General features: G+C 62.8%; 23 protein-coding genes. 15 read left to right on the top strand and 8 right to left on the bottom strand.

Going from position 1 to position 21486, the window contains the following annotated elements:
- The first annotated feature begins 11 nt into the window (after positions 1 to 11).
- The 12 genes from NL532_RS12365 to NL532_RS12310 all read left to right on the top strand — a co-directional run bounded on the left by NL532_RS12365 (position 12) and on the right by NL532_RS12310 (position 11678).
- Complete coding sequence (locus NL532_RS12365; protein WP_023681124.1) at positions 12 to 980, top strand: manganese catalase family protein; 969 nt, start codon at positions 12 to 14, stop codon at positions 978 to 980.
- Positions 981 to 1121: 141 nt separating this feature from the next.
- Positions 1122 to 2171, top strand: a complete 1050-nt coding sequence (locus NL532_RS12360; RefSeq protein ID WP_023681123.1) for a chemotaxis protein CheB — start codon at positions 1122 to 1124, stop codon at positions 2169 to 2171.
- A 272-nt stretch (positions 2172 to 2443) separates the two neighbouring features.
- Positions 2444 to 3226 (top strand): heme-binding protein, encoded by a 783-nt coding sequence (locus NL532_RS12355; RefSeq protein ID WP_023712209.1) that lies wholly within the window; start codon positions 2444 to 2446, stop codon positions 3224 to 3226.
- Positions 3223 to 5100: a methanol/ethanol family PQQ-dependent dehydrogenase gene (locus NL532_RS12350; RefSeq protein ID WP_023754468.1), complete on the top strand. Its 1878-nt coding sequence runs from the start codon at positions 3223 to 3225 to the stop codon at positions 5098 to 5100. Before NL532_RS12355 ends, NL532_RS12350 begins: the two co-directional genes overlap by 4 nt.
- Positions 5081 to 5950, top strand: coding sequence for a substrate-binding domain-containing protein (locus tag NL532_RS12345; protein WP_023754469.1), 870 nt, complete (start codon positions 5081 to 5083; stop codon positions 5948 to 5950). The genes NL532_RS12350 and NL532_RS12345 overlap by 20 nt, the downstream gene beginning before the upstream one ends.
- Complete coding sequence (locus NL532_RS12340) at positions 5947 to 6480, top strand: c-type cytochrome (RefSeq protein WP_023756323.1); 534 nt, start codon at positions 5947 to 5949, stop codon at positions 6478 to 6480. The genes NL532_RS12345 and NL532_RS12340 overlap by 4 nt, the downstream gene beginning before the upstream one ends.
- Positions 6477 to 7490 carry a cytochrome c oxidase subunit II gene (gene coxB / locus NL532_RS12335; RefSeq protein ID WP_488377210.1) on the top strand — a complete coding sequence of 338 codons (1014 nt, stop codon included), beginning with the start codon at positions 6477 to 6479 and terminating at the stop codon, positions 7488 to 7490. The genes NL532_RS12340 and coxB overlap by 4 nt, the downstream gene beginning before the upstream one ends.
- A complete protein-coding gene (ctaD, locus tag NL532_RS12330; RefSeq protein WP_023829137.1) occupies positions 7487 to 9463 on the top strand; it encodes a cytochrome c oxidase subunit I in 1977 nt (658 codons plus the stop codon). The genes coxB and ctaD overlap by 4 nt, the downstream gene beginning before the upstream one ends.
- Positions 9460 to 10065, top strand: a complete 606-nt coding sequence (locus tag NL532_RS12325) for a cytochrome c oxidase subunit 3 (protein ID WP_023712215.1) — start codon at positions 9460 to 9462, stop codon at positions 10063 to 10065. Before ctaD ends, NL532_RS12325 begins: the two co-directional genes overlap by 4 nt.
- Positions 10065 to 10406, top strand: coding sequence for a hypothetical protein (locus NL532_RS12320; protein WP_023681115.1), 342 nt, complete (start codon positions 10065 to 10067; stop codon positions 10404 to 10406). The genes NL532_RS12325 and NL532_RS12320 overlap by 1 nt, the downstream gene beginning before the upstream one ends.
- The gene (locus NL532_RS12315; protein WP_023681114.1) at positions 10403 to 11281 is read left to right on the top strand and encodes a cytochrome c oxidase assembly protein; all 879 of its coding nucleotides are present in this window, start codon (positions 10403 to 10405) and stop codon (positions 11279 to 11281) included. Before NL532_RS12320 ends, NL532_RS12315 begins: the two co-directional genes overlap by 4 nt.
- Positions 11262 to 11678, top strand: a complete 417-nt coding sequence (locus NL532_RS12310; RefSeq protein ID WP_023681113.1) for a c-type cytochrome — start codon at positions 11262 to 11264, stop codon at positions 11676 to 11678. The genes NL532_RS12315 and NL532_RS12310 overlap by 20 nt, the downstream gene beginning before the upstream one ends.
- Position 11679: 1 nt before the next feature.
- Here the strand turns inward: NL532_RS12310 and NL532_RS12305 are convergent, their stop codons facing one another.
- The 8 genes from NL532_RS12305 to NL532_RS12270 form a co-directional block, all read right to left on the bottom strand.
- On the bottom strand, positions 11680 to 12486 hold the full coding sequence (locus NL532_RS12305) for a lanthanide ABC transporter permease protein PedC (protein WP_023681112.1): 807 nt from the start codon (positions 12484 to 12486) through the stop codon (positions 11680 to 11682).
- Complete coding sequence (locus NL532_RS12300; protein ID WP_023733211.1) at positions 12483 to 13208, bottom strand: lanthanide ABC transporter ATP-binding protein PedB/LutE; 726 nt, start codon at positions 13206 to 13208, stop codon at positions 12483 to 12485. Before NL532_RS12300 ends, NL532_RS12305 begins: the two co-directional genes overlap by 4 nt.
- Positions 13205 to 14167, bottom strand: a complete 963-nt coding sequence (locus tag NL532_RS12295) for a PQQ-dependent catabolism-associated beta-propeller protein (protein ID WP_031203155.1) — start codon at positions 14165 to 14167, stop codon at positions 13205 to 13207. The genes NL532_RS12300 and NL532_RS12295 overlap by 4 nt, the downstream gene beginning before the upstream one ends.
- Positions 14155 to 15330, bottom strand: a complete 1176-nt coding sequence (locus NL532_RS12290; protein ID WP_023714660.1) for a lanthanide ABC transporter ABC transporter substrate-binding protein PedA1 — start codon at positions 15328 to 15330, stop codon at positions 14155 to 14157. Before NL532_RS12290 ends, NL532_RS12295 begins: the two co-directional genes overlap by 13 nt.
- Positions 15327 to 15998 (bottom strand): ABC transporter ATP-binding protein, encoded by a 672-nt coding sequence (locus NL532_RS12285; protein ID WP_023829136.1) that lies wholly within the window; start codon positions 15996 to 15998, stop codon positions 15327 to 15329. The genes NL532_RS12290 and NL532_RS12285 overlap by 4 nt, the downstream gene beginning before the upstream one ends.
- Positions 15998 to 16765 carry an ABC transporter permease gene (locus tag NL532_RS12280; RefSeq protein WP_023691439.1) on the bottom strand — a complete coding sequence of 256 codons (768 nt, stop codon included), beginning with the start codon at positions 16763 to 16765 and terminating at the stop codon, positions 15998 to 16000. The genes NL532_RS12285 and NL532_RS12280 overlap by 1 nt, the downstream gene beginning before the upstream one ends.
- Positions 16766 to 16775: 10 nt before the next feature.
- Positions 16776 to 17810: an ABC transporter substrate-binding protein gene (locus NL532_RS12275; protein WP_031203154.1), complete on the bottom strand. Its 1035-nt coding sequence runs from the start codon at positions 17808 to 17810 to the stop codon at positions 16776 to 16778.
- 156 nt (positions 17811 to 17966) lie between these two features.
- Positions 17967 to 18308 (bottom strand): DUF768 domain-containing protein, encoded by a 342-nt coding sequence (locus tag NL532_RS12270; protein ID WP_023696361.1) that lies wholly within the window; start codon positions 18306 to 18308, stop codon positions 17967 to 17969.
- A gap of 188 nt (positions 18309 to 18496) precedes the next feature.
- On the opposite strand from NL532_RS12270, the gene NL532_RS12265 reads away from it, so the two are divergent.
- The 3 genes from NL532_RS12265 (at position 18497) to NL532_RS12255 (ending at position 21387) form a co-directional block, all read left to right on the top strand.
- Entirely contained in the window at positions 18497 to 19453 is a 957-nt protein-coding gene (locus NL532_RS12265) for an NAD(P)/FAD-dependent oxidoreductase (protein ID WP_031202187.1), read from the top strand.
- 165 nt (positions 19454 to 19618) lie between these two features.
- On the top strand, positions 19619 to 20905 hold the full coding sequence (locus tag NL532_RS12260; protein ID WP_023829133.1) for an SDR family oxidoreductase: 1287 nt from the start codon (positions 19619 to 19621) through the stop codon (positions 20903 to 20905).
- Positions 20905 to 21387: a DUF2269 family protein gene (locus tag NL532_RS12255; RefSeq protein ID WP_023736079.1), complete on the top strand. Its 483-nt coding sequence runs from the start codon at positions 20905 to 20907 to the stop codon at positions 21385 to 21387. The genes NL532_RS12260 and NL532_RS12255 overlap by 1 nt, the downstream gene beginning before the upstream one ends.
- The last annotated feature ends 99 nt before the right edge of the window (positions 21388 to 21486 follow it).

Genomic DNA, 21486 nt, shown 5'->3' with positions numbered 1-21486 from the left:
GAGAGATGTCCATGTTCATGCACAACAAGCGCCTGCAATACACCGTTCGCGTCTCGGAGCCGAATCCTCGCCTGGCCTGCATGATCATGGAACAGTTCGGCGGCGCCGATGGCGAGCTTGCAGCGGCCATGCGCTATTTCACGCAAGGGCTTGGCGAGGACGATCTTGGCCGTCGCGACATGTTGCTCGATATTGCGACCGAAGAACTCAGCCATCTCGAAGTGGTGGGATCAATCGTCACCATGCTCAACAAGGGGCTCAAGGCACAGCTGGCCGAGGGCCAAATGAAGGAAGCCGACCTTTACCTGATGATCGGCGCCAGCGGCACAACAGCCAAGGAATCAATTCTGTTCGGCGGCGCTCCCGCGCTGTGCGACTCAGCCGGCGTTCCCTGGACCGCGGCCTATGTCGACTCGCGCGGTGAACCTACGGTGGATTTGCGGTCGAATATCGCCGCCGAAGCCCGCGCCAAGATCGTGTACGAACGCCTCATCAACATCACCGACGACCCGGGAATCAAGGACGCGCTCGGCTTCCTGATGACCCGCGAGATCGCGCACCAGAAGTCGTTTGAGAAAGCACTCTACGCGATCGAAAACAATTTCCCTTCCGGCAAGCTCCCAGGCGTAGAGAAGTACGCCAGCATGTATGTCAACACCTCTCAAGGCGACGGCGATGTCGCTGGCCCATGGAATTCCGGCGAAGAGTGGGATCGGATCGATGACCTTGAAGAGGTGATGCCCGTCGACGGCGGAGACGGCCTGGCAACTGTCAAGCTGGGGGCCAAAGACATGAAGGTGGTGGCCAGGATGGCCGACCGTACGCTTTCCGATCCGGCTTCCGATCCGACAACAGGCGCTGATCTAGGAGCGGGCCCGGGAGCTGGCCGTACCAAGAACGCCGATTTCGGCGGCGCGGCAAGCATTCAGGAGGCCCCGGCCGTGGCAGAGGCTGCTGTCAAACGCGCACGTAGGCGTTAGTACAGAGCCGACATCATTGCAGGCATCTATGTTCCGCGATGCGGCCGGAAGCTAACACCGACGAAGGCAGGGCGCCCGACCAGCAACGGACTGGCCGGAGCGCTCGCATCGACATCTGTGCTGAATGTGGGTGAAGCAACCATGGCCACCGCCGCACCACGATCAGATTCGGAGCGTGCGGGCCAGCCGGACAAGGTCCGTCCCGACGGTTGCGAGAACCGGTGCATCGTGACAATCGGAGCATCGGCCGGCGGCGTCGACGCGCTGAAGAGACTTGTCCGCGATCTTTCGCCGGACATCCCGGCGGCTCTCCTCGTCGTACAGCACGTTGGTCCCACGAGTTACCTCGGCGACATTCTCGGTCGCGCTGCCAACATGCCCGTTGCAAATGCCTCCAACGGCATGAAGGTTAAAAACGGGCACATCTTCGTTGCACCGCCCGGAGCTCACCTTCTGTTACATGACGATCATATGCTGCTGCGGCGCGGGCCGCGCGAGAACCTGGCGCGCCCCGCCATCGACCCCCTGTTTCGATCGGCGGCCTGCAGCTTTGGCGGCAGCGTGATCGGCGTCGTGCTCACAGGCAGCCTCTCCGACGGCACCGCCGGCCTGCACGCAATCAAGATGTGCGGAGGCGTCAGCGTAGTCCAGGACCCCGGCGACGCCGCAGTACCCGATATGCCGCTGAGCGCCTTGCAGAATGTGGAAATCGACCATTGCGTCCCTCTGTCCGAAATGGCTGGCCTGTTGCACAGGCTTGCTTCCGAAATCGCAGGGCCGACACCAGAAATCCCGTCCGGCATCCGCCTTGAGGCAGCGATTGCAGCTCAGGAGCACAGCACAATGGAATTGACCGAAGGCCAGCTTGGCGCCCCCTCGACATTTGTCTGCCCCGAATGTCATGGCCCCCTATGGGAGATCGAAGACGGGCCGATTACCCGTTACCGCTGCCACACCGGACATGCGTTCGGGGCAGACGTTTTGATGCAGGCCCAGGCTGACGATGCGGAACAGGCTCTTTGGAGCCTTCTAAGAGCGCACCAGCAGCGGGCTGAGTTGGCGAAACGTACGGCAAAACGCGAAGCCGCGCGGGAAAGACACAGCCTGGCCAGTCAAATGGCTGCGCGCGCCGCGGAATACGAAGCCGACGCTAAACTTATTGAAGAGATCATCCATCGTCGAACGCCGTGACATGCAACAGCGTTTGTCAGGGCGGGTGCGTCTGCGCTGTCCCGATCGCATTTTCCTGGATCAGCCGCGTTGCCTCACCGCTTGGCCTGTGGCCACGGGTATCCAGGTCCCATGCTTTGATTGAACACCTGCACCCAAATCCAACTGCACGAATTTTATGCAAAGCAGGAACATAGAAGCATTACGCGAGTTAGGCACTGACCCATTGGACGTATCCTCGCATTCTGCGGTCTGCCTGGGTGGTCCTTGTTTTGTAAACGAATGCCAGGACAATGTATCGCTCGCAGCTTTTCGTACCTCTTTTTGGCCTGCTGTTGCTGATGGGTGGCCTGTTCCACGGGCACGAGGCCATGGCGCAGGAACCCTGTCCGGCCGATCACGATAAGCTGCTTGCAGCCCTCAAAGCCAACGTGAAGGCAAGCGGCGGACCAGCCAATGGCGGCTTTGAAACCAACGAATGGGCAGCCATCGTTGCCCGTGACGGCACTGTCTGCGCGATTGCGTTCAGCGGCCCCACCCCCGACTCGCAATGGCCGGGAAGTCGGCTCATAGCAGCGGAGAAAGCCAACACGGCCAACGGTCTCAGCCTGGCTCAGATGGCCCTCTCGACGGCCAATCTCTATGCGGGGGTGCAGCCCGGCGGACCGCTATTTGGCCTGCAGGAGACCAATCCCGTCAACCAGGCCGCGGCCTATACGGGCGATCCCAAAACGTTCGGAAGCGCCGGCGACCCGCTCGTCGGCAAGCCGATCGGAGGCGTCGTGGTGTTTGGCGGCGGGCTTGCCCTCTACGACGGCAAGAGCATTGTCGGCGGCCTCGGCGTTTCAGGCGACTCCTCATGCGCCGATCACAATGTCGCCTGGCGTATCCGCGCGGCGCTCGGCTTCGACAAGGTCCCGGCAGGCGTCAATCCAAATCGCAAGGATGCCATTGTCTACGATCTGGACCCCGGCGGCAAAAGCGCTTCGGGCTGGGGCCATCCGCTTTGTGCCGGAACGGAGGCCGACATCGCGGCCGAACTCGGCGCCGGCGTGGGAGGCTCGATCAATAAATGAAAGCTATGCCGCAGTTGGCATTAACGCGCGTTGACGTAGAACGACGTACCCGCAAATTGGCAGCCGGGAATTCCTTTGGCGCTATCCTTCTGGTGACGCTGCTCGCCTGCGTGCTGCTTCTGGGCGCTGCGTCCGAGCCTCCTAAAACACCAGCGATCGTACCGCCAGCCGCAGCCTCGCCACCCGATGACGGCCAATGGACGATGCCGGCCAAGAACTACGCGTCGACGCGCTTCAGCGAACTCTCCGAGATCAATGAAGGCAACGTCAAGAACCTGCAGGTCGCGTTCACGTTCTCGACAGGCGTGAACAAGGGCCAGGAAGCAGCGCCGCTGGTCGTCGGCAACACCATGTATATCGTGACGCCCTTTCCCAACTTCGTCTATGCGCTCGATCTCTCCAAGCCCGGCGCCCCGATGAAGTGGAAGTACGAACCCAATCCCGAGCCGGCGGCACAGGGAGTGGCCTGCTGCGACGTCGTCAACCGCGGGGTGGCATTCGCCGACGGGCGCATTTTTTTCAATACGCTGGACGGCCACACGATTGCCCTTGATGCGAACACGGGCAAGCCGATCTGGAACACTCATGTCGGCAACATCAACATCGGCGAGACCATCACCATGGCGCCGCTTGTGGTGAAGGGCAAAGTGCTGGTCGGCAATTCCGGCGGCGAGATGGGCGTTCGCGGCTGGGTAAAGGCGCTCGACGCCGGCGACGGTCATGTCGTCTGGATCGCCTATAGCACCGGGCCGGACAAGGACGTGCTGATCGGATCGGACTTCAAGCCGCACTACGACATGGACAAAGGCAAGGATCTTGGCGTCACGACGTGGCCGCCGGAAGCCTGGAAGATCGGCGGCGGCAACATGTGGGGCTGGATTTCCTATGATCCCGATCTGAACCTGATCTTCCACGGCACCGGCAATCCCGGACCATGGAATCCGGATTTGCGGCCGGGCGACAACAAGTGGACGTCTGGCATTTTCGCGCGCGATCCCGACACCGGCGCGGCGAAATGGTTCTATCAGTGGAGCCCGCATGACCTCCACGATTATGACGGCATCAACGAGCAGATCCTGCTCGACATGTCCTGGCAGGGCAAGCCGCGCAAGGTGCTGATCCGGCCGGAGCGCAACGGCTATCTCTACATCCTCGACCGGACAACCGGCGAGGTGCTGTCGGCAAAACCGTTTGGTCCGGTCAACTCCAGCAAAGGTGTGGATCTGAAAACCGGTCGGCTGATCGTAAACCCGGACAAGAAGACCGGCACCGGCAAGGTCGTTCGCGATATCTGTCCGACGGCGTCGGGCCTCAAGGACTGGCAGCCTTCCGCGTTCTCGCCGAAGACCGGCCTGCTCTACATCCCGCACAACAATCTGTGCATGGATGAAGAAGGCGTCGAGGTGAACTACATTGCCGGCACGCCCTATGTGGGCATGAACGTCCGCATGATACCAGGGCCCGGCGGTAATCGCGGCGCCTTCACCGCCTGGGACATCGCCGCGGAGAAACCCGCCTGGAGCCTCAAGGAGAATTTCCCGGTGTGGAGCGGCGCGGTGGTGACCGCCGGCGACGTTGTCTTCTATGGCACGATGGAAGGCTGGTTCAAGGCGGTCAGCGCCAAGACCGGAGACCTGCTTTGGCAGTTCAAGACCTCGTCCGGGATCATCGGCCAGCCCATCACCTATCGCGGTCCCGACGGGCACCAATATGTCGCCATCCTCTCAGGCGTCGGCGGCTGGGCCGGCGCCATTGTATCGGGCGATCTTGACCCGCGTGACGCCACCGCCGCGCTCGGTTTCGTCAATGCCATGAAGGATCTGAAGAACGCGACAACCTCGGGAGGCACGCTTTATGTGTTCCGGCTGCCTTGATGGATTGTACTTGACCGTAGGTCCGGCGCGAAAGGGGTGTCAACGGCTGGCGATCGGCATGGCCGCGATTGCCTTCGTGTTCTTGACGGCCACAGCCGACGCACGTGAGCTGAGGGTCTGCGCCGATCCGAACAACCTGCCGTTCTCCAACGCGGCAGGTCAGGGCTTCGAGAACAGGATCGCAGAAATCGTTGCGTCCGATCTCGGCGCCAAGCTGACCTATACCTGGTGGGCGCAGCGTCGCGGCTTCATCCGCAATACGCTGAAGGCGGGCCTGTGCGATCTCGTGCCGGGCACGCCGAGCAACCTCGAAATGCTGCGCACCACCACGCCCTACTACCGATCGTCCTATGTCTTCGTCACCCGCAGGGACGGCCCCGACGTAGCATCGTTCAATGATCCGCGGCTGCGCGACATGCGGATCGGTGTTCAGCTCATCGGCGACGATGGCGCCAATTCGCCTCCGGTCCAGGCGCTTGGCCGCCGCGGTATCGTCGGGCACCTCGTTGGCTATCCGGTCTATGGCGACTATTCCGCCCCCAACCCGCCGGCGCGCATCGTCGAAGCGGTGGCGAGTGGCGAGATCGACCTTGCCGTGGTCTGGGGCCCCCTCGCCGGCTACTTCGCCGCCAGGCAGAAGGTGCCGCTCCGCATCACGCCGGTTGCGCCCCGCATCGACGGACCGCAACTGCCGATGATCTACGACATCTCGATGGGCGTCCGCCGCGAAGACGATGCGCTGCGCGGCGATGTCAATGGCGCCCTCTCCAGGCACAAGGTCGAGATAGATGCCTTGCTGTCACAGTACGGCGTGCCGCGCCTCGATGCCTCGGGGAGCCCGGTGCGATGAGAGCCGTTGTGGCCATGCTCCTGTTTCCAGTCCTGGCGCTCGCTGCCTGCCAGCGCGAGGACCGTGACACGCGCCCGCAATCGGCGCTCGGATCGGGCGAGCAGCCGACGCCTGTGACCACGCTGGAGCCCGGCGGACAGCGCCCCCCCGCCAGCGATAACAAGGCGGCGAGCTTCGAGGCCAACGCCTTCCATATGAGCGAAGGGAAACGGCTTTTCGGCTGGTTCAACTGTTCGGGATGCCACGCCAATGGCGGCGGCGGCATGGGGCCGGCCCTGATGGACCAGAAGTGGCTCTATGGCAGCTCGATCGAAAGCATCCATGCCACGATCCGCGACGGTCGGCCAAACGGCATGCCGAGCTTCCGCGACAAGATTCCCGACGACCAGATCTGGGAGCTTGCGGCTTTCGTGCGCTCGCTGAGCGGCAACGCGCCGTCTTCCGCCGCGCCGCAACGCAATGACGACATGATGGCGCATCCGTCGGAAAACCGCATGCCCGACGCGGCCACGCTGGGGAAGTCGCCGTGAAACGTCTCGTCTCGATGGCGTTCGCCACCACCGGCGCTCTGTTGCTCCAGGGATGCGCGGGCTGGCAATCCGCCCTCGACCCGAAAGGTCCCGCGGCGAGCGAACTGGCATGGCTGATCTGGTTCTTCACCGCGCTCTGCGCCGTGGTGTGGGTGCTGGTGATGATCGCCCTCGTCGTACCCTTGATGATGCGGTCGCGCGCGCAGGCGGAGCCGCTCGCGATCAAGGCCGGCGCCGACGACCGGAAGCTGCGCGCGGTGATGACCGCCGTCGGGTTGACCGCCATTGTCCTGATCGGACTGACCTTGCTGAGCTTCTTCGCCAACAGGACGCTCGCCGCGATCGGCTCGGATGCCGCACTGACCATTCGGGTCACCGGCCATCAATGGTGGTGGGAGGTGCGCTATGAGGATGCCACGCCAAGCCGGATCCTGACCACGGCGAACGAGATCCATATCCCCGCCGGGGAGCCGGTGAAGCTTCTTCTGACCTCGACCGACGTCATCCATTCCTTCTGGATTCCGAGCCTTTCGGGCAAGCTCGACCTCATTCCCGGCCACATGAACGTGCTCGACCTCAAGGCAGACAAGCCTGGTGTTTACCGAGGTCAATGCGCCGAGTTCTGCGGGGCGCAGCACGCAAACATGGGCACCTTCATCATCGCCGAGCCGCGTGCGAAGTTCGACGCCTGGTGGAACGACCAGTTGCAGCCGGCAGCTACTCCGACGGGGGACGAGGCCAAGGCCGGCCAGGATCTGTTTCTGAAGCGCCCTTGCGTGATGTGTCACAGAATAGGCGGCACGCCTGCCGGAGGAACGGTCGCCCCTGACCTCACCCATATAGCCAGCCGGCAGACGCTTGCCGCCGGGACATTGACGATGAGCCGCGGCAATCTCGCCGCCTGGATAGCCGACCCACAGGGCATCAAGCCCGGATCCCACATGCCGGTGGTGGAGCTCAGCGGCGACGAACTCAACGCCATGGTCGCCTATCTCGAGGCGCTTAAATGAGCAGCGCGGATCTCACAAGCGAACGCGACCTGCCGCCGGTGCGTGAAACCTCTACCGCGGGCGACGTCGCACCCGAGCATGATGGACCGCGCGACACCGGCATGGACGATGCCAGCCTGGATCGCTGGCTGGCGCGGACATGGCGCACGCCCCCCGGCATCATCGGCGCGCTGTCGAGCGTCGACCACAAGGTCGTCGCACGGCGCTATCTGATCACCGCCTTCGTGTTTCTGTGCCTGGGCGGGCTCAACGCTGTCGCCATGCGCATCCAGCTCTCAGGGCCGCAGCGCGGTCTGATCGGCCCGGACCTCTACAACCAGCTGTTCACGATGCATGGTGTGACCATGATGTTCCTGTTCGCCGTGCCCATCGTGCAGGCGACAGGCATCTATCTCGTCCCGCTGATGGTCGGCAGCCGCAACATCGCCTTTCCCCGCCTGAATGCGTTCAGCTACTGGATCTATGTTTCGGGCGGCATATTCGCCTGGGTGTCTTTCGCGCTCAACATGGCGCCCGACGTCGGCTGGTTTGCTTATGTGCCGCTGTCAGGCCCCGAATTCGCGCCGGGCAAGCGGGCCGACGTCTGGGCCCAGATGATCACTTATACAGAAGTATCCTCCCTGGCCGTCGCGGTGGCAACCATCGTCACCGTGTTCAAGCAGCGAGCCCCCGGCATGTCGCTGGACAGGATTCCGCTCTACGTCTGGGCAATGCTGGTTACCTCCTTCGTCGTCGTCTTCGCCATGCCCGCGGTGATGATCACCTCGACCTTCCTGATCCTCGACCGGCTGGTCGGCACACATATCTTCAACCCGGCCGAGGGCGGCGACGCACTGCTCTTCCAGCATCTGTTCTGGTTCTTTGGCCATCCCGAGGTCTACATCATCTTCCTGCCGGCGACGGGCATGGTCTCGGCGATCATCCCGGTCTTCGCCCGGCGTCCCGTGTTCGGGCATCTCGGGCTGGTCCTGTCGCTGATCGCCGTCGGCTTCCTTTCGTTCGGCCTCTGGGTCCATCACATGTTCGCGACGGGACTACCCAAGCTCGGCGCCAGCTTCTTCACCGCGTCGAGCATGCTGATCGCCATCCCCAATGGCGTTCAGATCTTCTGCTGGCTGGCGACCTTGTGGGACGGCAGGCCGGTGATCCGCACGCCGCTGCTGTTCGTGTTCGGCTTCTTTTTCATCTTCGTCATCGGCGGCCTCACCGGCGTCATGCTCGCTTCGGTGCCGCTGGACCTCCAGGTGCACGACACCTATTTCGTCGTCGCCCATTTCCATTACGTGCTGATCGGCGGTTCGGTCTTCCCGCTGCTGGGCGCGGCCTATTTCTGGTTCCCCAAGATCAGCGGCCGCATGATGAGCGAGCGTCTCGGGCGCTGGCATTTCTGGCTGGCTTTCATCGGCTTCAACGCGGCTTTTTTTCCAATGCATCTCGTCGGGCTCTGGGGCATGCCACGAAGGGTCTACACCTATCCGGCCGAGCTTGGCTGGGGCAACATCAACCTGTTCATCAGCGCCGGCGCGGTGCTCTTTTTCCTCAGCTTCGTACTGTTCACTTTCAATCTTGTACACGGCGCGTTGAAGGGCGCACTGGCCGGAAACAATCCCTGGGATGCCGGTACGCTCGAATGGGCGACGTCTTCGCCGCCGCCAAGCTATAATTTCGCGCGGATACCGATTGTCACGCATGTCGAGCCGCTCTGGGCCGAACGGGAGGCGATGCCTGTGGCGACCGGACTCCGCGTCGATGTCCGTGAGCTGTTGATCTCAACCGTGGCGGAAGCCCACCCCGACATTCGCGAGAAATCGGCGACACCGTCGATCTGGCCGCTGCTGGCGGCAATCGCCGTCGGCGGTACGTTTGTCTATTCGATCTTCACGCCCTGGGCGATCGTCTGGGGCGCCGCGCCGATCGCCATCACCTTGATCGGCTGGTTCTGGCCCAAGGACGACCCGGAGGATGAGGGATGAGTGAGCGTCCCAGCTTGGATCTTTCGGACCTCCCAACCTTTGGACATGGTCCGCGCAGCCCGACCTGGTGGGGAACGCTCGGCTTCATGGCGCTGGAAGGCATGGGCTTTGCGTTGGCCGCGGGCGCTTATCTCTATCTCGCCACCTTGTGGCCCAATTGGCGTCTAAGCGCCCCGCACCCCGACCATTGGCCCGGAACGATCGTCACCATCCTGTTTATCATCAGCGTGGTGCCGAATCACATCCTCCACGGCCATGCCAAGCAATGCGCGATCGTGCCGGTGCGGATCGGGCTGGTGGTGATGTCGCTGCTCGGTCTGGCCCCGCTTGTCGTGCGCTGGTTCGAATTCCCGGCGCTGAACATCTACTGGGACACGAACGCCTATGGTTCGATGCTCTGGGTGCTGCTCGGGCTGCATACCACACACCTGATCACCGATGTCGGCGACACCATCGTTTTGACGGTGCTGATGTTCACACGCCATGGCTATAGCGGCCGGCGCTTCGGCGATGTCGGCGACAATGTCTTCTATTGGGATTTCGTGGTGCTGACCTGGATCCCGATCTATCTGCTCATCTACTGGATGCCGAGGCTAGGCTGATGCGTGCGTTGAAAATGGGAACGTCCTGGGGTGGTCTTCTGTCGGGGCCCATGGCTTGGGCAATCTCGACGCAGCTGAACTACGCACTCGTACCATGGCAGTGCAACCGCCAGGTGCCGGTGGTGCTTCCCGTGGCACTGGTGCTCGCCGTGCTTTCGCTGCTCGGCGGTGCCTTGTCATGGCGGGCGAAGCGGCAGGGCGGCGCCGCCTTCAAGCCTGAGCGCACGCGCAGCACCGAGCAGTTCGTCGCCGATCTCGGCATGCTTGCGGCATTGCTGTTTGCCCTCGTCATCATCATGCAAGGCAGCGCGGCTCTCATTCTCGACGAGTGCCTGCGATGAGCTTCGACGCGTTCTTCTCGACCTCGATCTGCTACGGCGCCGGCGCGCCCGAGGCCGGATGGACGCTCGCATTTCCCATCACGTTTCCGCTGGCCGCGATTGCCTTCCTTTATGCCATCGGAGCGACTCGGTTGTGGCGCCGCAGCAGCCGAGGCCGTCCCGAGCGGATGCGGCAGGCGTTGTTGTTCGCCGCCGGTTGGGGCGTGCTGACGGCAGCACTGGTCAGCCCCATCCATGCGCTCGGCGAGCGGGTGTTTGCCGCCCATATGATCGAGCATGAACTGCTGATGGCGGTGGCGGCGCCTCTCCTTGTCGCCGCGTGCCCAGGCGCAGTCCTGCTCTGGTCCTTGCCGGCCTCACTTCGCCGCGGAACGGGCAAGCTCACGCGCGCAAAGACGCTGCAATCGGTTTGGGCCCTGGTGATCCGCCCCCTCAACGCGACGATCATTCACGGCGTCGCCATCTGGATCTGGCACATTCCGGCGTTGTTCCAGGCAGCGCTCCAGCAGGGCTTTCTCCATTATGCCCAGCATGCGAGCTTCCTCGGCACAGCCTTGCTGTTCTGGTGGGCGCTCCTACCGCGCCCCGGTCGACAGCAGACCTATGGCAACTCCGTCATGCATCTTTTCTTCACCTCGCTTCATACCGGCCTGCTCGGTGTCCTGCTGCTGATGTCGCCCAAACTCTGGTATCCGGAGAATGGCGCCGGCGCGGCATTGTGGGGAATGACCGCGATCGAGGACCAGCAGCTCGCCGGATTGGTAATGTGGGTTCCGGCAGGCTTGATCTATGGCGGCGCCGCCTTGCTGCTCGCCGGCCTCTGGATAAGCAGCAGCGCAACCAGGGAGGCAACACATGCGCTCCGACCTGGGTAGGCTGATCGGGGGCGCCCTTGCCGCAATCCTGCTGCTGGCTGCGGCTGTCGCAGCGGCGACTTTGTGGTCCGACAGGCGCGAGCGCGTCCGGCACGAGTCGGATGCGGCGACCGGCGGCGTAGGCGCCCGCGCCATTCCAATCATGACGGCGAATGGCTGCTCCGGCTGCCATACGATACCCGGCGTGCCGGGTGCGCAAGGCCAGGTCGGACCCCGCCTGGACGGTGGCCTTGCCGACAGGGTCTTTATCGGTGGCCTGCTGGCAAACAATCCGGAGAACATGATCCGCTGGATACGCTCGGCGAGGGAAGTCAATCCGCACACGGCCATGCCGTCGACGAGGATCACCGAGCAACAGGCGCGGGACATCGCCGCTTATCTCTATGCTTTGAGGTAAATCAGCCCTCGCCGCCGCGCCGGGACCACAAGCCGCGGCCGGGATCGTAGCCGATGACCGCCGCGAGGAAGAAGGCGATGAGGCAGCCAAGGACCACAATCGCCGCGACAGGATCGAACCGCAGATAGAGCGCGAAGCGTATCAGCTCGACCGCCGAGCTGAACGGGTTCCAGGCGGCGATTGTTGCCAGCACCGGTCCCGCCTCGGCAAGCCGCCACAGCGGATAGAGCGCCGTCGAGGCAAAGAACACCGGAAAGATGACGAAATTCATGACACCGGCAAAGTTCTCCATCTGTGTCGAAACCGAGGAGACAAGCAGGCCGAACGCGCCAAGCATCAGGCCCGCCAGCACGAGCGCCGGAAATACCGCGACGTAGCCGAGAACGGGCGGCCGCACATCCCAGAAACGCGCGATCAACAGAAACAAATAGACCAGCGGCACGCCGACGATCACGCTGGCCAGCAGGCGCGCCGCAAGCAGGTACCAGCGCGGCAATGGTGCGGTCAGCAACAGGCGCATGCTGCCCATCTCGCGATCGTAGACCATGGCCAGCGAACTCGCCATGGCATGGAAGAGCAGCATCATGGCCGCTAGCCCGGGCACCACATACACGTCATAGAGAACATAGGTCTGGTAGGGTGGCGTGATCGACAGACCGAGAACGGAGCGGAAGCCAGCGGCAAAGATTGCCAGCCAGACCAGCGGCCGTACCATCGCCGAGAGCAGCCGGCCGCGTTGCCGCAACGTGCGCAGCATCTCCCTGCGCAGGATGCCGTTGAGCGCGCGCACCGCGTGAGACGTTTTCATTCGGACTCCGTCAGCGACGCGAAGGCCTCGCCCGTGCTCGCCACACCGAGATCGGCAGCCAGCCGATCGGCGCGGCCGGCCCACCGGATTGTGCCTCGATGCAGCACCACCACATCGTCATCCGCCGTTAGTTCCTCCAGAAAATGTGTTGCCCACAGGACGGCAATGCCGCGCTGGCGGCAAAGCTCCCGCACGTGCCGCTCGAGCGCGCGGCGGCCCGGCACGTCGAGCCCGGTGGTCGGCTCGTCCAGCAGCAAAAGGCGTGGGCTATGCATCAGAGCGCGTGCTATCTCGACACGGCGACGCTGCCCCCCGGAAAGCGCTCGGGCAGGATCGTCGATCCTGTCCAGCACGTCCAGCCGGCCGAGTTCGTGGATGGAGCGCTCCTTGCTCAAGGCCTGGCTAAGCCCATGCAAGGCCGCGTGGTAACGCAGGTTCTCGCCGGCCGTCAGATCGAGATCGAGGGTCGGCAACTGGAAGACGACGCCCATCTGCGCCAACGCGGCGGACGGGTTGACATCCATCGCCTGGTCGAAGACATGCACCGAGCCGGAGCGGGCGTGATAAAGACCGGTGATCAGCGAGAACAGCGTCGTCTTGCCGGCGCCGTTGCGGCCTAGCAAGATGCACATCCTGCCTTGGGCCACAGAGAAAGAGACGCCGTCGAGAACCCGCCGGTTCCCGAAACTATGGCCCAGATTCTCGACCGACAAGGCGTTCATGGCCCGATCACGACGCCCCACGGCCCCCGCCCCACCGGCAGCGATTTCACCACCTCCTGGTTTTCCAGATCGATGAACGAGATATCGCCGGAATTCCCGTTTGCGGTGACCAGGCGCTTCTGGTCGCCGGAGAGCGCAACGTGCCAGGGTCGTTGACCAACAAGGTAGAGCCGACGGACCGCCAGCGTTTTCACATCGACTTCCGCAATCCTGTTGGCGGGGCCGAGCGCCACATAGACGGTCGTGCCATCGCGGGACGTCGCCATGCCGACCGCCTGCACGCCCTCGCGTCGTATACCCGGCACCTCGAACTCGACTTTGCCGGTCTGCGCGCGCGTTGCCGTGTCGAAGACGGTGACGGTGCCCCGGATCTCCGAGGACACCCAGAATTGCTTACCGTCCGGCGAGAATAAAGCCGCGCGCGGCCGGGTATCGACCAGCAGATTGTCGACGAGTTCAAGCGTGCCTGCGTCGATCAGATGCACCATGCTGGTGGTCTCCGAAGTGCAGGCGACATAGCGGCCGTCGGCGCTGGCCGCCATTCCTTCCGGTTCGACGCCGACATCCACGGTGCCGATGACCTTGGCCGCGGCGATGTCCACCACCGACACCAGATTGTCATTCTCGTTGGCGACGAACAGCCGCTTGCCATCGGGATGGACTGCGAAGAATTCCGGATCGGCTCCCGAAGGCAATTCGCCGACGACCCGCCGCTTCGCGACGTCGACCACGTCGATGCGGTTGTCGTCGCCTTCCGCGACGAAAAGCATCTTGTTGTCGATCGACAGCGCCAGCCCGCGCGGACGGCGGCCGACATCGATCGTCGCCAGCAAAGTCATTGTCACGCCGTCGACGACCGCGACGGTATTATCCTGCTCATTGGAAACGTAGATGGTCTCGGCGGCGGCGGGAGCAGCAAGAGCGAACGCCGCCAACAACAGCGTCATCAGAACTTGCATGTGCTCTCCTCCAGGTCGATGCCCAGCGTGTCGAGCGGCGTGCGCTGATGCAGGAAGCCCGGTTGCGGTGAGCTGGAAATCAAGAGGCGAGGCCCGGCGATCAAAATGGGCTGGCGCATCTGTCCGTCCCAGGGACGGAAACTAAGCCCCTGCCCCTTGAAGCCAGCGAGAAGAAACGCGTCGCCGCGTATATATCTGCCGATTGCCGCGGGATCGAGACTGTGCAGGCGCGTCGCCGCTTCGCCGATACTGCGCACAGCGAGCCAGGCCGCGTAGTCGCTGGGCAACATCCAGCGCCCTGCCTGCCTGTGGAAACGGTCCTGCAGTTGCGTGGCGCCCCATTCCTCGCTGACAGCGCTCCAGCCTGTGGCGACAAGCCCTTGCGTGCCGGCGACGATTCTCGGCAGCGCAGTGCGGCCCTCCAGATAGGCGCCGAATTCATCCGCCTCGTCGGCGACCACGAGCACATCATAGTCGCTGACCTGCGTGACCGCGGGTATTTCGGTCTGCAGCGTGACATGCCCTGTATCGGCACGTCCGTTGGCGGGCCTGAATGTCCACGGCTGGTCGATCGTGATCTCGGCTCCGAAGCGAGCCGCCGCCCGTCGAAAGGCCGCAGCCATCGCCTGATCCTGCGAATGCGGCCCCACAAGCAGGAACCAACGCTGCCAGCGCTTCCAGGCGAGATATTGCGCCAGCCCGTCGGCGAGCATGGCGCGGCTCGGGATCGTGTGCAGGACGTTCCCACGGCAGTCCTGCTGGCGAAGCACGTCGTCCGGCGCCCGGCTGTTGAGCAACGTCATCTGCTCGGCACCGGGCGCGGCACTGGCCTGTAGAAGCTGACTGGCGTCGAGATCGGCGACGACAAAGGCGATGCCGGCATCGGCGAATTGTCTTACCGCGTCGTCCGGCGTTTCGGTTGGTTTCAATATCCTTTCCTCCAGCCGAAATTTCTGCCCAAGAAACCGGCCGGTGCTTTCGTCGTCGGCAATGCCGAGCCGTGCGCCTTGCAGGCCGTCGTCGGTCACGGTTTCATCAAGGGGTCCAAGGGGCAGAGCCGGTTTGCGCTCCTGGCCGATATACCCGATCACCATCGTCTGTTGCTCGGTGGCGCCAGGGCCGGTGATCAGCAAAAGAAAGAGAAGGCCCAGCAACAGTCTCATTGTGTCGCCCCCAGCCCAAACCGCGACGATCCCGCTTCATCGCCACCAGAGATTGCGACATCGCGCACGATGCGCGCAGGCGATCCCTCCAGAACAATAACCCGATCCCCCAGCGACGAGGCATATGCGAGATCATGCGTAACCAGCAGCGTGGTAGTCCGCCGACTGGCGAAACAATCCTGCAGCAGGCGGCGCATGGCTTGCGCGGTCGCCTCGTCGAGTGAAGCGAATGGCTCGTCGAGGAGCAGGAGCGCAGGCTCCACGGCGAGCGCCCGGGCAAGCGCTACGCGCCGCGCCATGCCGCCCGAGAGTCGCTGCGGATAGCTCTTCTCATTTCCTTTCAGGCCGACAGCGGCAAGCCACCGGGCCGCATCGGGCGCGCGATCCGGGATGGCCATCTCTACATTGCGCAAGGCGGTGAGCCAGGGCAGCAGCCTCGGTGTCTGGAACAGCATGCCTATCGGAAGCGGTCGTCCGCTCACGCTGCCGCGAAATTCGCGGTCGACGCCCGAAACGATCGACAGCAGCGTCGACTTGCCGACACCGGAAGGGCCGGTCAGGACGCAGACCTGTCCGTCGGCTATATCAAGCGACAGCGCGCGAAAGATCGTCCGGCGCTGTCCGTCGTCACCGGGGAAAGTCTTGTCCTCGATCCTGATCCTCAGCATCAGCGTCGCCAGGCGAACAGACGACGTTCCAACGGCACAAGCAGTCCATACTCTATGGCAAGCATCACAACGCCGAAGCTGATCGCATAGGCAAGGATGTGGGTGACGTCGAAGTTCTGAAAATAGACCTGTAGCTGGAACCCGACGCCGTTGGAGCGGCCGAGCAGTTCGGCGAGCAACACGATCTTCCACGTCAATGCCAGCCCGCTGCGCAGGGTGACGAGAAAGAACGGCGCCAATTGCGGCAGCACGACATGCTGCAGCTTTGCAGCACGCCCGAAGCGATAGAGCTCAGCCATTTCGGCAAAGTCCTTGTCCAGCCGGCTGGCGCCTTCACGAATAGTCACCACGACATTGGGGATCTTGTTGAGCGCGACCGCAAGGACAAGCGCGGTCTCGGCAAGACCAAGCCAGATATAAATTAGAATGACCGTGATCAGCGCCGGCATGTTGAGGAGTAAGACGATCCAAGGCCTCATCCATATGTCGGCTCTGTGCGAGCGGCCTGCCGCGTAGCCAAGGGCCGCGCCGATGACTATTGCCGACCCGAGGCTTGCCACGACGCGCGCAAGCGAGATGCCCAAATGGTATGGCAGCTCGCCCCGAACCGCTTCGTGCAGGAGAACCGAAACAACCTGGACCGGACCAGGAAACAGCCGATCGGCGGCGATCGATGATGCAATCTGCCAGACGAGCACCATGGTCAGCAATGCCGCAGCCGATTGCCAACGCTGCATTGTGATGGGGAACGCTGGGACATCGGTCATTGGCGCGAGCTCAAGCCGGTATGGCCCGGAAGACACCAGGATCGAGGCTCGTCGCCTTGCCGACCAGATCCTCGCCGCCCAATTTGGCCAGGATTGCAAACAACCGGGCCGCGCCATCACGTTCGTCTTTGCCGAAACGACGAGGGATTCCGGCTCGATAGGCGGCGCGTAACGCCGCCTGTAGGTGAGGATCGTCCGTGCCCAATTGAGGCGCGAGCACCCGCCACTCGTCGTCCGAAGACTCGAGCAGCGACTTCGCTGCCGCGGTCGCGCTCGTGAATCGCGCGAGGGCTATCGGGTTGGCCCGCGCCCAGCTTTCATGGAAGACGTAGCCGAGCATCGGCAAGTCCACGGATACGCCAAGCCCCTGCAGGATTTGCGCGACACTGAGCAGAGGCCTTGCCCCCTCTGACTCGAGACGGGCGGCGAAATTCCAGAACGTCAGCAGTGCATCCAGTCGCCCCGCCAGAAATTCCTGCTCCAACAAAGGCGGCGCGCCGAACACTGGCTCCACCTCTTCAGCAAGATCGCGCTTCACCTGACGGAGGCCGAGAGCGCGCAACAGGATCCAGCTTTTGTCCAGCGGACCACCTGCGATCCCCAGCCTTTTGCCCTTGAGGTCCGCAAGAGTTCGAATGGACGAGCCTTGCGGCAGTTCCAGCGCGCCGACGGCACGAGAATAGGGATAGAACACCAGATCAGCGCCTTCGCTACGCTGGCGCATGACCCACACCCAGTCCGAAACGATGACGTCGACGCTGCCCGCCAGCAATGCGGTCTTACCGACTTCGGTCCCGGCAAGCCGCTGGGCCTCGATTGATACGCCGTGCACAGTGTCCAACGCATGTCGCCGCATGACGGCAACTTCCCAGGCGGCGGTGCCAAATCCCAGCACGCCAAATCGCACGAGCGGCGATGGCTGTGGCGCGGCTTCAGCGGAAGCACCCAATAGCCAGCAACAAATACCCGCAAGAGCGGCCCGCCGCGAGATGTGACCCTGATCATGCCGGGTCAGCCATTCGCCTGGAAGGGTAGCAGTCAGCACGGGCGCACCGGGTGTGAAGGAACTTTCCTAACGCGGTGGCGGCAGGAATGTTCCTCGATGGTGCATGGAACTAACGGGAAAGCACCTAAGGTCCGTTTTTCGGCTCGTACGGCAGTCCGGGGGCTTGTTCAGGCGAACAGAAGAAGGTGTCAGGGGCTACGGTCCGCTCTTGGCATCATCGACCTCCAACGCGTCCATTACAGGTGCCGGATCGCTCTTTTCGGAGCTCGGGCTCTGCACCCCGGACCCGGCGTTCTCGATCGCTTGCACGATAGCATCTTCGATGTTTCCGAGTTCGTCCTCCCTTACTTCACGCCCATAACCAGCCACCTCGGCATCCTGCTCGAATTGCTGAGCGAGCACCGCGACGCTGACTTCCTCTCGACCAGGAAGTGTGCCGACATTCTCCTGTAGCCAGTTTTGAAAAAACTCTCTGGTCGCGCTCATCTCAGACCACCCTTTCGCCAAACTAAGCGCGACGGTGAGCCGAAGTTCCATGATGCGTTCACTTTCCCAGTGGTGCTGTACTCACAGCGTTGGGAGCCACGAGGTTTTTGCAGGCTTGATGAGGCAGTGGCCTTTCTCTTCACGACTCGATTGGAGTTCACTCTTATTGTGCAGTGTGCATCCTGATTGCGTCCATTTCGACCCTGTGGAACAAGCTCGTTGAGTTGAAGTTAGGCCCGATGCCAAGCTTTTCGGGCGAACCAAGCTTTTCGGGCGCACAAGTTTTTGACGTTGCCATCGTCGGCGGCGGCCCCGCGGGGCTCGCTGCAGCCATGTATTTAGCCAGGTTTCTGCGTTCGGTGATCTCGCTCGACGCGGGGCATGCGCGTGCCAAGCTCATCCCAAAATCCCGCAACTGTCCCGGCTTCCCCGACGGCATCAGCGGGGAAGAACTGCTCGGCCGCCTACGAGCCCAGGCACAGCTATACGGCGCGAGCCTTGTCCATGGTTGCGTAGGCCACGCCGAAAAACGCGAGGGGTTTTTTGTTCTGACGACCACCTGCGGGATTGTCCAAGCAAGGCGCGTGATTCTGGCAACGGGCATTGTGGACAAGGCACCTCCCATTGAAAGACTGGAGGAGGCGATCGCAACCGGCATTGTCAGACTGTGCCCGGTTTGCGATGCATATGAGGCCCGGGGTAGCCGCATCGGCGTTGTTGGTCCGGAGCATCTCGCCGTCAGGGAGGCTCTGTTCCTGAAGGGATATGGCAGTCAGGTCGCCTTGCTCGCCAATAACCAGGATGATGTTTCCGAAGCTGCCCGCGGCGCCGCCTTGGCAGGCGGAGTTGAAATCTGGGACGCGGTCGATGACCTGATCCCTCGACGAACCGGGTTCGATGTCGTCATGGCCGAGGGCGCCCCGATGCGCAACATCGATGTGGTGTACCCTTCGATGGGCAGCGACGTACGCTCCGAACTCGCGGTTGCTCTGGGGGCTAACTGTGACGCAGAAGGCTATGTCCTGGTCAACCGACACCTTGAGACTTCAACGCCAGGACTCTATGCCATTGGCGACGTGGCCGAGGGGCTCAATCAAATTGCTGTTGCGTTCGGAGACGCCGCCAAGGCTGCAACTCACATTCATAACGACCTCCGCGATTGCGCCGAGCCGGCGACGAACTTCCGGCGAAGTTGACCTGCAGATGCGAGCGCACCGTACCGGCTCACCTTTGGCTGCGTTGATGCCCGGAACCTGTTCCACCCGGCGTGAGACTACCGGCTTCGGCTTTGCTAGAGTTCTCCCAGGCGCAGCCGCTGGGTTGATGGACGGGCACGCGCTGGCGAACGGCTGGAGGAAGGAATGAAAATTCTCGTCACCGGCGCGTCAGGTCTGATTGGAGCCGCGCTTTGCGCGCGTTTGGCCGGCGAGAGTCATGAAGTGGTTCGCGTGCTTCACCACGCAGACACTGGCGTCCACCCGGAGATCCAAACCGTTTCCGTGGATATGGCGCGGGGCTTGCGACCTCAGGACTGGACCCCCTACCTCGCCGGTGTGGACGCCGTCGTAAACTGTGCCGGCGTCCTGCAGGATAGTGCCCGGGAAAACACCCGGCATGTCCATTCTACCGGCGCCTCGGCTCTCTTCACCGCGTGTGAGCACGCAGGTGTGAATAAGGTGATCCACTTTTCTGCCATCGGGGTCGATCGCCAGCAGCCGTCCGCCTTTTCCGCCAGCAAGCTCGCCGGCGATGAGGCACTGATGGCACGTAGCCTTGACTGGGTCATCCTGCGCCCCTCCGTAGTACTGGGAAGGCCGGCCTTCGGCGCAAGTGCACTTTTTCGCGGCCTCGCGGCGTTGCCGCTCTTGCCGTTGATGCCCGACACGGGCCGTCTCCAAGTCGTCCAACTCGATGACGTGATCTCCACCGTCCTGTTCTTCCTCAAACCCGGCAGCCCATCGCACCTCAAGCTGGACCTGGCTGGGCCCGAGGCACTTTCGATGAGCGAGGTCGTGGGTCGCTATCGCCGCTGGTTCGGATGGAGCAGTGCTCGGGAGTTCATCTTGCCCAATTGGGCCGCAGCTATCTTGTACAGGTTCGGGGATGCCGCGGCTCAGCTGGGCTGGCGCCCGCCGATGCGCAGCAATGCAGCAAAAGAGATTGCCCGTGGCGCTGTCGGCGATCCCCAACCCTGGATGACGGCGACCGGCATTCAACCATCAAGTCTTACATCTGCACTGCGTTTAAATCCTGCGACGGTGCAGGAGCGATGGTTCGCCGGTCTTTACTTCGTCAAGCCGGCGCTCTTTGTCATCTTGCCGCTCTTCTGGATCATGACGGGCATCATTTCCCTCACTGCCGGCTGGCGCAGCGGAGTTGACTTGCTGATTGGCACTGCTGCCGGCCCCTTGGCCGAACCGGCGGTAGTCGCCGGCGCGCTGGCTGACATCGCCGTCGGGGCGCTTATCGCCTGTCGCCCAACCAGCCGGCTTGGTCTTTTCGGCGCAATCGCGGTATCGCTTTTCTATGCGATCGCTGGGAGCATTCTGCGGCCGGATCTTTGGCTTGAGCCACTCGGGCCGTTGATCAAAATCCTCCCGATCCTCGTTCTGCATTTTGCAGCGCTGGCCATTCTGGAGGAACGCTGATGATTTACTTCGTGCTTAAATACCTGCACGTGATCGGCGCTGCTGTGCTGCTCGGAACTGGTGCCGGCATTGCTTTTTTCATGCTTTTGGCACACCGGACCGGGAATGCCGCGACGATCGCAGCCGTCGCCCGCATTGTCGTGCTGGCTGATTTCCTGTTCACGGCTACGGCCGTTGTCGCACAACCTTTGACCGGACTGGGCCTCGCTAGGGTTGCGGGGTATTCGCTGTCCGAAGGATGGATCGTTCTCTCGATCCTGCTCTACATCTTAACGGGCCTGTTCTGGCTGCCTGTCGTGTGGATGCAGATCGAGATGCGAAATCTAGCCACACAGGCCGCACTCTCCAACCAACCTCCTCCCGAGCGCTACCATCAGCTGTTCAGACGCTGGTTTGTCTTCGGTTTCCCAGCTTTCGGCGCCGTGCTCGCCATTTTCTGGCTGATGATTGCGCGCCCGGCAATCGAGTGGTCATCGTTGTAGCTGCGATCGGCAAGCACTGCGCCGTGAATTCATCCGTCGCGCCTAGCTGGCTCGTGCCGGCGCGATGCACTGCGGTCGGGAACCACGGTCACTGCCGCG

The organism is Mesorhizobium sp. C120A, assembly GCF_030323105.1.
Lineage (GTDB): Bacteria > Pseudomonadota > Alphaproteobacteria > Rhizobiales > Rhizobiaceae > Mesorhizobium.
Note: the sequence above shows the minus strand (reverse complement) of the source record. Positions and strands in the feature narration are given on the sequence as shown.

Excerpts from the sequence above, each read along its gene's own strand:
- NL532_RS12300 (WP_023733211.1), bottom strand. The coding sequence starts at position 13,208 with ATGAACGCCTTGTCGGTCGAGAATCTGGGCCATAGTTTCGGGAACCGG.
- NL532_RS12325 (WP_023712215.1), top strand. The coding sequence starts at position 9,460 with ATGAGTGAGCGTCCCAGCTTGGATCTTTCGGACCTCCCAACCTTTGGA.
- NL532_RS12360 (WP_023681123.1), top strand. The coding sequence starts at position 1,122 with ATGGCCACCGCCGCACCACGATCAGATTCGGAGCGTGCGGGCCAGCCG.
- ctaD (WP_023829137.1), top strand. The coding sequence starts at position 7,487 with ATGAGCAGCGCGGATCTCACAAGCGAACGCGACCTGCCGCCGGTGCGT.
- NL532_RS12260 (WP_023829133.1), top strand. The coding sequence starts at position 19,619 with ATGAAAATTCTCGTCACCGGCGCGTCAGGTCTGATTGGAGCCGCGCTT.
- NL532_RS12270 (WP_023696361.1), bottom strand. The coding sequence starts at position 18,308 with ATGGAACTTCGGCTCACCGTCGCGCTTAGTTTGGCGAAAGGGTGGTCT.
- NL532_RS12310 (WP_023681113.1), top strand. The coding sequence starts at position 11,262 with ATGCGCTCCGACCTGGGTAGGCTGATCGGGGGCGCCCTTGCCGCAATC.
- NL532_RS12265 (WP_031202187.1), top strand. The coding sequence starts at position 18,497 with ATGCCAAGCTTTTCGGGCGAACCAAGCTTTTCGGGCGCACAAGTTTTT.
- NL532_RS12350 (WP_023754468.1), top strand. The coding sequence starts at position 3,223 with ATGAAAGCTATGCCGCAGTTGGCATTAACGCGCGTTGACGTAGAACGA.
- NL532_RS12345 (WP_023754469.1), top strand. The coding sequence starts at position 5,081 with ATGTGTTCCGGCTGCCTTGATGGATTGTACTTGACCGTAGGTCCGGCG.
- NL532_RS12280 (WP_023691439.1), bottom strand. The coding sequence starts at position 16,765 with ATGACCGATGTCCCAGCGTTCCCCATCACAATGCAGCGTTGGCAATCG.
- NL532_RS12290 (WP_023714660.1), bottom strand. The coding sequence starts at position 15,330 with ATGAGACTGTTGCTGGGCCTTCTCTTTCTTTTGCTGATCACCGGCCCT.
- NL532_RS12285 (WP_023829136.1), bottom strand. The coding sequence starts at position 15,998 with ATGCTGAGGATCAGGATCGAGGACAAGACTTTCCCCGGTGACGACGGA.
- NL532_RS12255 (WP_023736079.1), top strand. The coding sequence starts at position 20,905 with ATGATTTACTTCGTGCTTAAATACCTGCACGTGATCGGCGCTGCTGTG.
- NL532_RS12315 (WP_023681114.1), top strand. The coding sequence starts at position 10,403 with ATGAGCTTCGACGCGTTCTTCTCGACCTCGATCTGCTACGGCGCCGGC.
- NL532_RS12320 (WP_023681115.1), top strand. The coding sequence starts at position 10,065 with ATGCGTGCGTTGAAAATGGGAACGTCCTGGGGTGGTCTTCTGTCGGGG.
- NL532_RS12340 (WP_023756323.1), top strand. The coding sequence starts at position 5,947 with ATGAGAGCCGTTGTGGCCATGCTCCTGTTTCCAGTCCTGGCGCTCGCT.
- NL532_RS12305 (WP_023681112.1), bottom strand. The coding sequence starts at position 12,486 with ATGAAAACGTCTCACGCGGTGCGCGCGCTCAACGGCATCCTGCGCAGG.
- NL532_RS12355 (WP_023712209.1), top strand. The coding sequence starts at position 2,444 with ATGTATCGCTCGCAGCTTTTCGTACCTCTTTTTGGCCTGCTGTTGCTG.
- NL532_RS12365 (WP_023681124.1), top strand. The coding sequence starts at position 12 with ATGTTCATGCACAACAAGCGCCTGCAATACACCGTTCGCGTCTCGGAG.
- NL532_RS12295 (WP_031203155.1), bottom strand. The coding sequence starts at position 14,167 with ATGCAAGTTCTGATGACGCTGTTGTTGGCGGCGTTCGCTCTTGCTGCT.